The 11,840-nt window shown below is 45.3% G+C and carries 15 protein-coding genes; 3 read left to right on the top strand and 12 right to left on the bottom strand.

Features of this window, described 5'->3' with window-relative positions; all coding sequences use genetic code 11:
- Positions 1–45 precede the first annotated feature (45 nt).
- On the top strand, positions 46–1,140 hold the full coding sequence (locus tag DMO16_RS19185) for an L-dopachrome tautomerase-related protein (RefSeq protein WP_129479462.1): 1,095 nt from the start codon (positions 46–48) through the stop codon (positions 1,138–1,140).
- 280 nt (positions 1,141–1,420) lie between these two features.
- Here DMO16_RS19185 and DMO16_RS19180 read toward each other — a convergent pair whose 3' ends face one another.
- Genes DMO16_RS19180 through DMO16_RS19160 form a run of 5 tightly spaced genes read right to left on the bottom strand, consistent with a single transcriptional unit; the run spans position 1,421 to position 3,737 of the window.
- Positions 1,421–1,720: a spore coat protein gene (locus tag DMO16_RS19180; RefSeq protein ID WP_061975292.1), complete on the bottom strand. Its 300-nt coding sequence runs from the start codon at positions 1,718–1,720 to the stop codon at positions 1,421–1,423.
- Positions 1,717–1,932 (bottom strand): hypothetical protein, encoded by a 216-nt coding sequence (locus DMO16_RS19175; RefSeq protein ID WP_061975294.1) that lies wholly within the window; start codon positions 1,930–1,932, stop codon positions 1,717–1,719. The genes DMO16_RS19180 and DMO16_RS19175 overlap by 4 nt, the downstream gene beginning before the upstream one ends.
- A 15-nt stretch (positions 1,933–1,947) precedes the next feature.
- Entirely contained in the window at positions 1,948–3,084 is a 1,137-nt protein-coding gene (locus DMO16_RS19170; protein WP_061975296.1) for a zinc-dependent alcohol dehydrogenase, read from the bottom strand.
- 18 nt (positions 3,085–3,102) lie between these two features.
- A complete protein-coding gene (locus tag DMO16_RS19165; RefSeq protein WP_061975298.1) occupies positions 3,103–3,471 on the bottom strand; it encodes a spore coat protein in 369 nt (122 codons plus the stop codon).
- Positions 3,468–3,737, bottom strand: coding sequence for a hypothetical protein (locus DMO16_RS19160; RefSeq protein ID WP_061975300.1), 270 nt, complete (start codon positions 3,735–3,737; stop codon positions 3,468–3,470). Before DMO16_RS19160 ends, DMO16_RS19165 begins: the two co-directional genes overlap by 4 nt.
- 236 nt (positions 3,738–3,973) lie before the next feature.
- Here DMO16_RS19160 and DMO16_RS19155 point away from each other — a divergent pair, with 236 nt between their 5' ends.
- On the top strand, positions 3,974–4,537 hold the full coding sequence (locus DMO16_RS19155) for a helix-turn-helix domain-containing protein (protein WP_129479460.1): 564 nt from the start codon (positions 3,974–3,976) through the stop codon (positions 4,535–4,537).
- A gap of 52 nt (positions 4,538–4,589) precedes the next feature.
- Here DMO16_RS19155 and DMO16_RS25235 read toward each other — a convergent pair whose 3' ends face one another.
- From DMO16_RS25235 to fdhF, 4 genes are read right to left on the bottom strand one after another with little or no spacing between them, the layout of a single operon-like run.
- A complete protein-coding gene (locus tag DMO16_RS25235; protein WP_276203876.1) occupies positions 4,590–4,721 on the bottom strand; it encodes a hypothetical protein in 132 nt (43 codons plus the stop codon).
- Positions 4,722–4,748: 27 nt separating this feature from the next.
- Complete coding sequence (locus DMO16_RS19150; protein WP_206738132.1) at positions 4,749–4,979, bottom strand: heavy-metal-associated domain-containing protein; 231 nt, start codon at positions 4,977–4,979, stop codon at positions 4,749–4,751.
- 3 nt (positions 4,980–4,982) lie between these two features.
- Positions 4,983–5,480 carry a DUF1641 domain-containing protein gene (locus tag DMO16_RS19145; protein WP_129479458.1) on the bottom strand — a complete coding sequence of 166 codons (498 nt, stop codon included), beginning with the start codon at positions 5,478–5,480 and terminating at the stop codon, positions 4,983–4,985.
- Entirely contained in the window at positions 5,455–8,430 is a 2,976-nt protein-coding gene (gene fdhF, locus DMO16_RS19140; RefSeq protein ID WP_129479456.1) for a formate dehydrogenase subunit alpha, read from the bottom strand. The genes DMO16_RS19145 and fdhF overlap by 26 nt, the downstream gene beginning before the upstream one ends.
- 144 nt (positions 8,431–8,574) lie before the next feature.
- Between fdhF and DMO16_RS19135 the strand changes: the two genes are divergently transcribed.
- Complete coding sequence (locus tag DMO16_RS19135) at positions 8,575–8,793, top strand: hypothetical protein (RefSeq protein WP_129479453.1); 219 nt, start codon at positions 8,575–8,577, stop codon at positions 8,791–8,793.
- 52 nt (positions 8,794–8,845) lie between these two features.
- Here DMO16_RS19135 and DMO16_RS19130 read toward each other — a convergent pair whose 3' ends face one another.
- From DMO16_RS19130 to DMO16_RS19120, 3 genes are all read right to left on the bottom strand, one after another.
- Entirely contained in the window at positions 8,846–10,072 is a 1,227-nt protein-coding gene (locus DMO16_RS19130; RefSeq protein ID WP_129479451.1) for a CynX/NimT family MFS transporter, read from the bottom strand.
- Positions 10,073–10,331: 259 nt separating this feature from the next.
- Entirely contained in the window at positions 10,332–10,790 is a 459-nt protein-coding gene (locus tag DMO16_RS19125; protein ID WP_129479449.1) for a hypothetical protein, read from the bottom strand.
- Positions 10,791–11,066: 276 nt separating this feature from the next.
- Positions 11,067–11,738: a GNAT family N-acetyltransferase gene (locus DMO16_RS19120; protein ID WP_129479447.1), complete on the bottom strand. Its 672-nt coding sequence runs from the start codon at positions 11,736–11,738 to the stop codon at positions 11,067–11,069.
- Positions 11,739–11,840: the final 102 nt, after the last annotated feature.

The following is an 11,840-nucleotide window of genomic DNA, read 5'->3' as shown; positions in this document are numbered from 1 at the left end:
GCGGGTCATATACAGGTATATCGGTTCAAATCGATGAGGGAGATGATGAATTTTATGCTGCCTATGGAAAAATATTTCGGTAAGTTTGAACTCGTTTATTCATTTTATGGGGCTATGCCTACAGGCGTTACCGTGTCAGAAACCGGGCGTATTTTCGTTTGCTTTCCGAAATGGGGAGATGACGTGAAATTTACGGTGGCTGAAATTGCGGGTGATCAATTACAGCCTTATCCAAATTTGGAAACAAATTTGGCCAACCCGGCAAACGTTTCGATGTCATTTATCAGTGTCCAAAGTGTAGTGGCTGATGGAAGGGGAACACTTTGGGTATTGGATACAGCAGCACCCAATTTTTCTGAACCGATTAAAGGGGGAGCAAAACTGGTCGCTGTTGATTTAAAAACAAATACAATCAGAAATATATATACCTTTACAGAAGAAGTCATCCTGCCAACCACATATTTGAATGATGTTCGCTTTGATTATCGCGTAGGAAAATCCGGTTATGCCTATATCACAGATTCATCCTCCAAAGGTCCAGGAGCGATCATTGTTGTGGATTTAGAAACCGGAAACGCATTCAGACGGTTAAGTGGCACCCCGCCTACATCCCCCGATCCTTATTTCTTGCCAAAAGTAGAAGGTAAAATACTGATGAACCGCAATAAAGACGGCTCCATTTCTCCCTTTCGACTGGCGTCTGATGGTATCGCGATTTCTGCGGATGGAAAGACATTATTTTTTTGTCCATTAACGAGCCGTCATTTGTTCTCCATTTCAACAGAAGCCCTGAGAGACAGAACGATACCGGAGAAGGACTTACTTTCCCGGGTGGAGTATTTTGGGGAAAAAGGGGCATCTGACGGAATGATTACCGGGGCAAAAGGAAACGTCTATGCAGGGGATTATGAAAACAACAGCATACGAAAGATCATGCCGAACGGAAACATGGAAACCATTGCACATGACCCGAGGCTTTTATGGCCGGATACGTTTTCGATTGGACCGGATCAATACTTATATGTGATTGTGAACCAATTACACCGGCAGGCCAGGTTTCATTATGGAAGGGATCTGCGGGAAAAGCCGTATAGTTTGCTTCGCATAAACATAGATGAATTGCCTGCTCCTGCATACTGACAATAAATGGCTGTCCAAGAAGTCTGGAAGTCGTTGATTTTTGTTCCAGGCCGCTCGCTTTAACCGGCTTAATCGCCTACTTTCGCAGGGCGGGCGGTGAGCCTTACCGGCGTGAACGCCTACCTTTTGGCGCAAGCACCTTCGGGAGTCTCACCTGTCCCGCTAGTCCTGCAGGAGTCTCGCACCTTCCACTACAATCAACTTTTCCACGAAGTTTTTTCTCGCAAAAAGGGTGCCTGAAGGTCATTTTTTGACTTTTCAGACAGCCCCTTTACATCATCTATAGTGTTGGCAAATCCAAAGCGGTATTCATATTTGTCAAATTCAATTGGATCTGCTCGTTCGTATCCCAAGCATGATACCATCCTTTTTCCGCCATATAACCGGAAATTTGTTCATGCATCTCTATGGCTTCCTCCAAATGCCGGGTTAACATTTCTTTGATTTCAGGTGTTCCGGCTTCCGTGGCAGCCATCGCGTAATTTCTGACACCGCTTTTTGCCGCAATCAATAAATCCATTGCAACAACCTGGTCCGAAATGGCATCCATTCCTGTTAAGTTTTCAATGATTGAATTCAATTTAACTCAGCTCCTAACGATTGCTTTGCATTGGATAAAACAGAGGTATATTCGTTCAACTGACTGGTGGAAAGATCAATGTCTTGCTGCATTATTTCTTTTAGCCTTGGGTCACTAACCAGTGCTTTCATCGTTTTGGACTTGGTTAAACAATTTGTTTTAAAAGCGGCCATTTCTTGAACCTCAAGTACTTCGTGCAGAGCATAGTTCATTTTCAATCCTCCTTCCTAAGGCTTCAGGACGACTTTTATGCAATCATCCGTTTTGGTATCAAAAATTTCATAGCCACGCTTAGCTTCACTGAGCGGAAGGACATGGCTGACCACATCTCCCGGATCGATCTTTCCTGTAGAAACGAGTTCAAACATATAAGGCATATAGTGAATAACAGGTGCTTGTCCGGAGCGGATATTGACATTGCGGTTCATAATATCTCCAAATGGGAAACCGTTGTATTTTCCCGCATAAACGCCGGTCACCTGGATATTGCCGCCTTTTCGGACAGCCTGGGTCGCCATGATAAATGCACCTAATGCACCACTGTGAAGTTTTAACCCACTGGCAAGAAACTCCATATCTGTCATTTTTCCATCCATACCAACCGCATCAATGACTACATCCGCACCGCCCTTGGTGATTTCCTTTAGGTATTCTCCACAATTTTTATGATCCTCAAAGTTAACGATTTCAACCTTGTTCGTCCGTTTCGCATGCTGCAGGCGATAATTGACATAATCAACGGCAATCACGCGCTTCGCCCCTTTTAGCCAGCAAAACTTTTGTGCAAAAAGCCCCACCGGACCACATCCCAAAACGATAACGGTATCCCCGTCCTTTACGCCCGCATTATCGACACTCCAAAAACCAGTGGTCATCGCATCCGCAATAACCGCTAACTTTTCATCAGGTTCCTCGCAGGTCTCCGGGATTTTAAAATGAGTAAAGTTGGCAAAAGGAACTCTCAAATATTCCGCTTGCCCGCCTGGGTAACCGCCAGTTGTTCCGGAATAGCCGAAATAGGCTCCCATATCTCCATTATCATTTGAATTGTCGCATTGGCTTTCCAAATTGTCCTTACAGAAACGGCATTCACCGCATGCGATGTTAAATGGAATGATGACGCGGTCTCCCTTTTTTACATTAGTCACTTCAGGGCCAACCTCTTCAACGATTCCCATCGGTTCATGTCCAATGACATAGTTCTCTTGCAGGTTAGGGATCATGCCATGAATTAAATGCAGATCAGAACCGCATATTGCTGTACTGGTTACTTTGATGATCATGTCATCCGGTTTTTCAATCTTAGGGTCTGGCACTTCTTTCACAACAACATTTTTTATCCCTTGATACGTTACCGCCTTCATACTATATAACCTCCAGTGTCAATGTTCATCAGGTGTCCGATCGAACAAGCCCTTTCGATTGGTCTCAACAGGAAACAGGTTCATTTTGCCAATTTTCATCGTATTGTTGGCCGATAGCTGGTCCAATTGGTACTGTTCCGTTAATTCGTAAGGATGGAACCATTTTTTCTTGATCATCAATTCAGATATTTCCTGATGCATCGCTATGCCCTGCATCAATTGTTTTCTTAATGTGGCACGGACATCAGGTGATGCGGATTCGGTTAATGCTACAGCTATGTTGCGAACACCTTCTTTGGCACGAAGAAGAAAGTCCATGGCAAAGGTAGTGTCTGCCATCTCAGGCATATGCAGCGAGTTTATCGGGTCCAAATAATCATTATTCAATGGATGGTACCTTCCTTTCCATCAATGATGGGAGTGGGGCGATTTTGAGGAACAGGAGCTTGAAAAGGCGCTCGTTCATAGAGGGACTGCAATTCAGTAAGATCCTGCGATGATTGTTGAACATCTTTTTTCATTAAATTCCTCAAATCGTCATCAAAAACCAGTCCTTGCATTAATTTTGACTTGGCGATACAAAGCGTTTTAAAGTTAATGGCCTCATGTAAGTCCAAAGACTCGTGGGCAGCTAATACTTTCTGTTGATCCATTTTGTTTCCCCTCCTTTTTTCGTAATACAATGGTATTGTTCCAAACATAGGATGAAGTATGCTTTACAATAATTCCTACAAAGACCAATCAATTACAAGAATAGAGTAACAAAGAGATAAGTGATTTTTCCTTTTTTGACCAAAATTTATTATGAATTGACATTATTGGTATTGATTTGATTTCATCCAGGTTTATAATCATAGAAAAAAGAGATGAAAAGTTTCAGGTGGTTACAATGAGAAAATGGTTATTACAATTACGACAGCAAAAAAACATGTCTCAGGGAAAAGTGGCATCCGCTGCTTTTATCGACAGGAGCTATTACTCCCAAATTGAATGGGGAAAAAGGGTCCCGAGCCAGGAGGTCGCCAGAAGAATAGCCGAAGTACTAAACTTTGATACGGCACGGTTTTACTCGAGCTATTTTAATGAACCTTTTAATGAAGTCCTATCCTGCTCACCTGTATCCATTGCCCACTGCGATTTGCAGCTCCGGTACACATGGGCCTTTAATCCTCCGTCTGATTACGATGCGCCCAATTTTCTTCTAGGAAAGAGAGATGATGAATTAATCGATCATGCAGGCTCCAAAGAATTTATGGCATTGAAGTATAAAATCATTAAAACGGACCAGCCCCAGCGCAAGCTTATTCATTATGACATGTCCGATGGCATTCATATGTATGACATTTTTGGAAAACCAATATATTCAATGGAGGGAAAATTGACGGGCGCCAGTTTTGTTGGCACAGATCTTACTGCCATAAAGCAACAACTCCTTCAGAATAGATCCGATTAGAGGAAAAAGGAAAAACAGGTGACCCTTATTCCGGTTCACCTGTTTTTCCTTTTTAAACATGATCTAATCCATCGAACTTGCGGTCATTTTGGCAGCTTTCACAGAGATGAAGAATTTTCGGGGAATCGCCTGCTTCGTGGTTTTCGAGCGGCTCTTCCAATCCGCAGATTTCACATTTTTTCATGCGTTTGTTCTCCTTTTTTCATCTGAATCATTGAAGACCATTCTCCACAACATAGCCTCTCTCATGGATGGCCTGAAGAAAATCCTCATAGGACGCCATACTTGGGTCGAAGCTGATGCTTGCTTCTCCCCGGCTGATGTTGACATCAACCTGCCCAATACCCCATACATGCTGAAGTGCATTTGAAATGGTATCGGCATCCTGCTCATTTTCAAGCCCTTTAATTTTGATGATTTTTGCTTCCAATGCGGGTTTCATCCTTTATTTATTGTGTCTTGGTACTTCATTTATGCCTTCGCCCATGCCCTGCAAAAACTCCATCATCATGGCCATCGTGGCTCTCGCTTCAGGAGTGCGCATGCTTTTTCCCAGCTGCCATAAACTTGGTGTTTCCTCTTTTTCTGCAGAATCGGCCGCTCTCTCAAGCCCCTTACTCATCCCGGAAAGCATCGTTTTCAGTTGATCCGGATGGATGGTACCGAGAAAATTAAAGGCATTGATTCCGTTTTTAATCGTTTTGTGCATTTCAGGCTTGTTAATTTGCTGAATGGCGATTACTCCAACATCGTTACGTTTTTCAATAAGAGCGGATAAAGTATCCAGTGCCCCCATTTCATGAAGGTTTTTCACAATGCTAATCATGGTCAAAATCGCTTCGCTGTTGTCCGCCAGTTCCCGAACAATTCCTGCCACTGCTTCTGCCTGTTCTTCTTCCCGGGTGCGGCCTTCCTTTTTAATTTGCCTGATTGCTTTCGCCATGCTTGTCCCCCCTTATCAACTCTTCAATCGGCGTGAAATCGTCACGCTTCCACTTGGCTTCCACGCGGACACTGATTTGTGGAATACGGTTCCCAAATCGGTGATTCACTTTTGGTAATGGAGGCTCTCCGGAAGTTTCGAGAACTTCCATTCTGACATCCATTTCCTTATATGCCGGTGTGTGAGTAATAATGTCGTGGTAGCTGCTCGTCAGCTTGTTAACCGCTTCAATGTCCTCAGAAGTGTTCATGGTCAGATATAGCTCATTGCCTTTCACCCGGTCGGTGACGATTACCCGGACCTCCACATGGCCATACGGGGAAGTCAGGCCAACGAGTGCCCCGTCCTCAAGCTCCCGTTCACGGGCAAGCTCTGGCGAGACTTCCACCCATGGATGTGGAACTTTGTGTGTAAGCCCCTCTGAGCGGTACGTCATGTTTCCTTCATGGAAATGTTCCAGCAAACGGCCGTTATTTAAATGCAGGTCGAACTCTTCACCCGGCTTAAACGGCTTAGTCCATTCAACAGCAACCAGCTTCGCCTTACCGTCAGGAAATGCAAACCTCTCCTTGTACAAGAGCGGAGAATCGGTACCATCTGCTGCTACCGGCCAAAGCTGGCTGTTCCATCCTTCCAGCCGATCATAGCTTACACCGGCAAAAAACTTGGCTAGGCTGGCCGCCTCTTTCATGATTTCACCAGGATGTGTGTAGTTCCAATTGGCTCCCATCAAGTTGGCCAACTCCTGAAAGATTTCCCAATCCGGTTTCGACTGGCCAAGCGGCTCAAGAACCTTGTAAAAACGCTGGATGCGTCGTTCCGTGTTGACAAACGTACCGTCCTTCTCCAGACTTGGTGCTGCCGGTAAAACCACATCCGCAAATTGAGCGGTTTTACTGAAGAAAATGTCCTGCACCACAAAGAATTCCAGCTTTTCAAAGCCATCATCCACAAAATTCGAATTGGAATCCACCAGTGACATGTCTTCACCGAACAAATAAAGTGCCTTTAGCTTTCCTTTATGGATGCCTTCCACCATTTGATGGTTGTCCAATCCCGGCTCTTCCGGAAGCTTGACGCCCCATGCCTTTTCATAGCGCTCACGCACCGCTTTGTCCTGGACAGGCTCATAACCGGGAAACCATGCCGGCATCGTGCCAAAATCACACGCACCCTGAACGTTGTTGTGTCCTCTAAGCGGATACGCACCTGTTCCGGTTCGTCCGTAGTTTCCTGTCACCAGCAGCAAATTGGAGATTGCTGTACTCGTATCGGTCGCTCCCATATGCTGGGTGACACCCATTGCCCATAAGGCACAGACCGACCTTGCCTCATGAATCATAGTTGCCATCTGGATCAACGTTTCTTTGGATAATCCTGTTTTTTCCTCAGCGTATTCCAGTGTGAACTTATTCAATGATGACCGGTATTCTTCCAATCCATTGACCCGTTTCTCCAAAAATGTTTTGTCTTCCCATCCTTGATCAAGAATGTACTTTGTAACTGCTGAAAGCAAAATCAAATCTGAACCCGGTTTGGGATGAACATGCAGATCAGCCCGCTCAGCCAGTTCATTTTTCCTCAGATCCACGACCATTAATTTCTGCCCGTGCAATTTATGGGACCGTTTAATTCGGGTAGCCAGAACAGGATGGGATTCTGCCGGATTGGCCCCAATAATCATTACCAGCTCAGATGCTGCAATATCCTTAATGGTTCCGGCATCACCGCCAATTCCAACGGTCCGCAACAGTCCTGCCGTTGCCGGAGACTGGCAGTATCGTGAGCAATTGTCCACATTGTTGGTTCCCATAATGGATCGCGCAAACTTTTGAAAAAGATAATTCTCTTCATTCGAGCATTTGGAAGAGGCGATATAGCCGATGGAATGAGCACCATGCTCTTCCTTTATCCCTGTCAGTTTTTCCGCAATGAGTTTCAACGCTTCTTCCCAGGTGGCTTCAACAAACTCTTCTCCTTTTCGGATCAAAGGCTTCGTCAGACGCTTGTCACTGTTAACGAAATCCCAGCCCCATTTTCCTTTGACGCAGGTGGATATTCCGTTAACCGGAGCTTCTTCACTCGGTTCGATCTTCAGGATTTCCCTGCCCTTCGTCCAAACCTCAAAACTGCAGCCTACCCCACAGTATGTACACACTGTTTTCGTCCGTTTGATCCGGGCTTTCCGCATGGCTGCTTCCATTTCGGATATGGCGAAAATCTCCTTATACCCCGGCTCGACTTCCTTCGTAAGATCGATCATCGGTCCAAGCATGTTGGCCGGAATGCCTGTCAGATACCCCGCCTCTCCAAGCATCGATTTTTCCATTAGTGCATTACAGGGACAGACCGTGACACAGTGGCCACAGGAAACACATGATGATTCATCGATCGGAACATCGTTATCCCAAATCACGCGCGGAGCTTCGCGTTCCCAGTCGATGGTCAGCGTCTCATTCACTTGCAAATCCTGGCAGGCTTCCACACACCTTCCACACAAAATGCACTGATCCGGTTCATAACGGTAAAAGGGATGTGAGTTATCCGGCGGGTAAGGTTTCGCTTCAAATTTATATTTCTGATGCTCAATCTCCAGATATTCAGCCGTATTATGCACCACGCAGTTGCCGTTATTGTTATCGCAAACCGTGCAATAGAGCTCATGATTTTTTAAAATGCGGGACATCGCTTCATATTGTGCATCCTTGACGGTTTTTGACAGTGAATCGACCTGCATCCCGGGTATTGCCTTAGTGGAGCAAGCACGAACCAGTTCGCCTTCTACCTGCACAAAACAGGTATCACACGTTTGAATCGTACCAAGGTCAGGGTGATAACAAATGCTCGGAATCTCATAGTTCTGTGATTTGGCCACCTGCAGAATGGTTTGGCCTTCTGTAGCAGGAAATTCTTTTCCGTTGATTTGTATGGAAAAATGGTTGTCTTCCATTGAATAAATCAGCCTCCTTTTATTCCAATTTCGTTTCTTTTTAACAAGCATTTCCAAAACCGAAGGGAATTAAAATGGATTTGCATAGAAAAAGTAGAGATTGGTTAGGATTTTGATAGATGTGATAAAGGAGTGGATCAAAAAATGGAAAAGGAAGAATTACTTTCGCATGTCACGGCGATGATTGTATCCTCAGCCAAAGTGCCGAAGCATATGGCGGTTTCACCTGTAAAAATGGCCGATTTGTATGGAGTCCAAGCAATCGAAGTGGAAAGGGGACTTGATGAATTAGTGGATGAAGGGAAGTTAAGAAGAGAGCAATTGCAGGATTATCCGCACTATATGGTATATCTCCTGCCTTAAAAATCCATATAAAAAAACAGGCTGTTCGTGTTCAACAGCCTGTTTCCTTATGTTATAAAGCTTTTTTCTGAAGAACATCAGTATCTTTCTCAACGCTCACATACCGGTTGCTTCCCGCTCCCATGCCAACGAAAAAGAGTAGCACGCCGGCCACGACCAACACTATAAGGGGAAGGGTCCAGCTATGGGTTTTATCATGCAAAAAGCCAAAAAGGGCCGGTCCAATCGCAGCCAGCAAATAACCGACCGATTGCGCCATTCCTGAAAGCTCTGCCGCCTGATGGGCATTTTGCGTCCGAAGCACAAAAAACATGGTCGCCAGGCCGAATCCTGAGCCGATGCCGATCCCAATCAAAATCACATAGAGAGGAGCGAGCCAGGTTATCCCGCTAAGAATGCCTGCATAGCCCAAGAGTAAAAAGAGGACCGTAAAGGCTACGAGTTTTCGCTGATCTGCGCTCCTGCCCGCCAAAACCGGAACGAAGAACGTTGGAAGAAGACTCGCAAATTGAGTCAGTGACAGCAGCCAGCCGGCTTTTGAAGGACTCAGTCCCTGCTGATGCAAAATGGCCGGTAGCCAGGTAATAATCGAATAAAAAACGGTGGACTGCAGCCCCATAAACAGCGTCACCTTCCAGGCAAGCCCTGAGCCCCACATGGATGTGCCTTTTAAAGAAGATATGGGAACATGCTTCATCCTTAGCTGAGGAAGCCAAACAAGAATGGAAACGAGCGAGATGAGCACCCAGCACACTAGCGCAAAGCGCCATCCATAGCCCAATCCTTTTGAAATGGGAATACTCACGCCGGAAGCAACGGCTGCCCACATGTTCATGGAAACCGAATAGGTTCCTGTCATCAACCCTACCTTGTTCGGGAACTCTCTTTTGATTAAACTCGGCAGCAGAACGTTGCATACCGCTATGGCAACTCCAAGCAATACCGTCCCGCCAAACAATCCGGATGAGAGAGGAACAGACCGCAATAAAATACCTGCTCCGAGTAACAGCAATGCACCAAAGAGCGTGTACTCCAGGCCGAATTTACGTGCCATTTTAGGCGCCAGTGGCGAGATCAACGCAAAAGCGAGCAGCGGCACTGTCGTCAGCATACCCGCGAGTGTGTTGGACATCCCTGTGTTCTCCCTTATCATCTCGATGAGCGGCCCTACACAGGTTAATGGCGCTCTCAGATTAGCGCCGGCAAAGATAATACCCAAAATCAAAAGCCATCCAGCCGGCTTGGAAACAGACAACATATGAACGTGTTGATTTTTCATTCTATCTTTCCTCCAATAAGAAAAGGCCCGACTCCTCAAATCCAATGGGGGGGCCGTGGCACAATGTCATTAGTCTATTTGCATCATAAACACTTATGTATTCGCCATAAGAGAATAGAGCTGAAAAAAGTGTCATACCTATAGTATAACATAAATCCAATTCCTTTAAAGGGGCACAGGAATAAAACGGTCGTTTAACAAACAAGCAGCCTCCCTCTTCGTGGTACGGGAGGCGGCTGCTTTTACACATTGTAGCCATTCAATATATTTTCTGCTTTTTAAGAATCGTAAAATCCTTATCAACCAGCCAAACCTGGTGCACACGGCGCTCAGGATCAGCTTCTGTGCTGAAATGGTCAAGACTTACAGTGAAGAATCGCTCCACTTGTTCGTTATAGGACTCATTTTTCGATTGGATGATAAAGAAGGTTTCCTTTTTAGCCAGAACCGCCTGCGTATCAAGAACCGAATGGTATCGTTTCAAATCCCCAAAAGTATAGGACATGGAGGCGCGAAACTCCTCTTCGATATCCTGCTTCATCTGACTTTTCGCTTCCCGCTCCAGCTGCTTCGGATCGACTCCAGCCACTATCAGGCCAGCCGGGGAAGTCTCATTATCTTCATATTTTGCAAAAAGCAGCTGATTCACTTTCATACCCGTACAAAGACCGGTTACAATAATAAACGCCATAAAAAAGAAAAATACTCCCCGTTTCATACATCCCCTCCATTCTGGTTGCTCAAATCTCTTAATACAACCTATGTCAGGGTGAAGGGAATTAGTAGTGAAAATCTAGCAAAATTTTATGTTTCTATCAGTTCATGAAACAAAAAAAAGTAACCACCCTGTCAGCGAAGACAACCTGAGGTGGTTACTTTTGCATAGAATCGAGCCACCGCACTTGCCGGATAGCTGTAGGAAGAACTTTGATGTTCCCGCATCAGGGTTCTTATTTATACTTATTATTTAGTTATTTATGTTACAAGCAAGGCCTCATCCCTTTTGCGAAAAGGGATTCCTCCACTCCATCAGCACTGCGCAGTTCCTGGATTCTTCATCCTCCAGATAGTTTTCCACGACCTTGACAGGAACACGGCCGCAGCTCATGAGAAACGTAATGACCGGATCATGAAACTCTCCCTTCACAATCGATTCGAGATACGCCTCTGGTGTATGACTGCTGCATTTTTCATGATAGCCCGGCATTCTTCCTCCGCCAATCAGCCGCTCAAGCCCATGGTGAACCACAATCTCATACATGGAGTTCATCAGGCATTTGCCGATTCCAAGCTTTCTATAGGAAGGGCGCACACAAATATCAACTACATACAGTGAGTTACCGTCTGGCTGGTGATTTCGGATATACCCGCCGTCTGTCACCTCTTCCCAGGTATGGTCCGGATCATCCTGCTGAAAATGAACCAGGTGAGAGGTCATGGAACCGGCCATTCTTCCGTTGATTTCTGCACAAAGCGCTCCCTGGGGGAATAATTCCACGTGATTCCTCAATTGCTCTTTTTCCCACCAAAGATCGGAAGGAAAAGGATGCGGGAAGCTTTCCTGCTGAACCGCAATCAAATCATCGAAATCCTCTTCGTTGTAGTTTCGGATGACAGCAGAAATGGGCGTTTTACGGTCTAACACATAGAATTCTTTCCGGTACATGAGCGCCTCCTTTGGAAATTTTAGAATTTTCTTACATTTATTATTATTGAAGGTGATGAAAAAGGCAACAAGAAAAGAGACTGTTCCCAGTCCCTTTGGTAA

Origin of the sequence: Fictibacillus sp. S7 (assembly GCF_004127935.1) — a bacterium.
GTDB classification, from domain to species: Bacteria; Bacillota; Bacilli; order Bacillales; family Fictibacillaceae; genus Fictibacillus_C; species Fictibacillus_C enclensis.
Note: the sequence above shows the minus strand (reverse complement) of the source record. Positions and strands in the feature narration are given on the sequence as shown.

Excerpts from the sequence above, each read along its gene's own strand:
- DMO16_RS19185 (WP_129479462.1), top strand. The coding sequence starts at position 46 with ATGAATTTTATGCTGCCTATGGAAAAATATTTCGGTAAGTTTGAACTC.
- DMO16_RS19175 (WP_061975294.1), bottom strand. The coding sequence starts at position 1,932 with ATGAACTATGCTCTGCACGAAGTACTTGAGGTTCAAGAAATGGCCGCT.
- DMO16_RS19170 (WP_061975296.1), bottom strand. The coding sequence starts at position 3,084 with ATGAAGGCGGTAACGTATCAAGGGATAAAAAATGTTGTTGTGAAAGAA.
- DMO16_RS19160 (WP_061975300.1), bottom strand. The coding sequence starts at position 3,737 with ATGGATCAACAGAAAGTATTAGCTGCCCACGAGTCTTTGGACTTACAT.
- DMO16_RS19155 (WP_129479460.1), top strand. The coding sequence starts at position 3,974 with ATGAGAAAATGGTTATTACAATTACGACAGCAAAAAAACATGTCTCAG.
- DMO16_RS25235 (WP_276203876.1), bottom strand. The coding sequence starts at position 4,721 with ATGAAAAAATGTGAAATCTGCGGATTGGAAGAGCCGCTCGAAAACCAC.
- DMO16_RS19150 (WP_206738132.1), bottom strand. The coding sequence starts at position 4,979 with ATGAAACCCGCATTGGAAGCAAAAATCATCAAAATTAAAGGGCTTGAA.
- DMO16_RS19145 (WP_129479458.1), bottom strand. The coding sequence starts at position 5,480 with ATGGCGAAAGCAATCAGGCAAATTAAAAAGGAAGGCCGCACCCGGGAA.
- fdhF (WP_129479456.1), bottom strand. The coding sequence starts at position 8,430 with ATGGAAGACAACCATTTTTCCATACAAATCAACGGAAAAGAATTTCCT.
- DMO16_RS19135 (WP_129479453.1), top strand. The coding sequence starts at position 8,575 with ATGGAAAAGGAAGAATTACTTTCGCATGTCACGGCGATGATTGTATCC.
- DMO16_RS19130 (WP_129479451.1), bottom strand. The coding sequence starts at position 10,072 with ATGAAAAATCAACACGTTCATATGTTGTCTGTTTCCAAGCCGGCTGGA.
- DMO16_RS19125 (WP_129479449.1), bottom strand. The coding sequence starts at position 10,790 with ATGAAACGGGGAGTATTTTTCTTTTTTATGGCGTTTATTATTGTAACC.
- DMO16_RS19120 (WP_129479447.1), bottom strand. The coding sequence starts at position 11,738 with ATGTACCGGAAAGAATTCTATGTGTTAGACCGTAAAACGCCCATTTCT.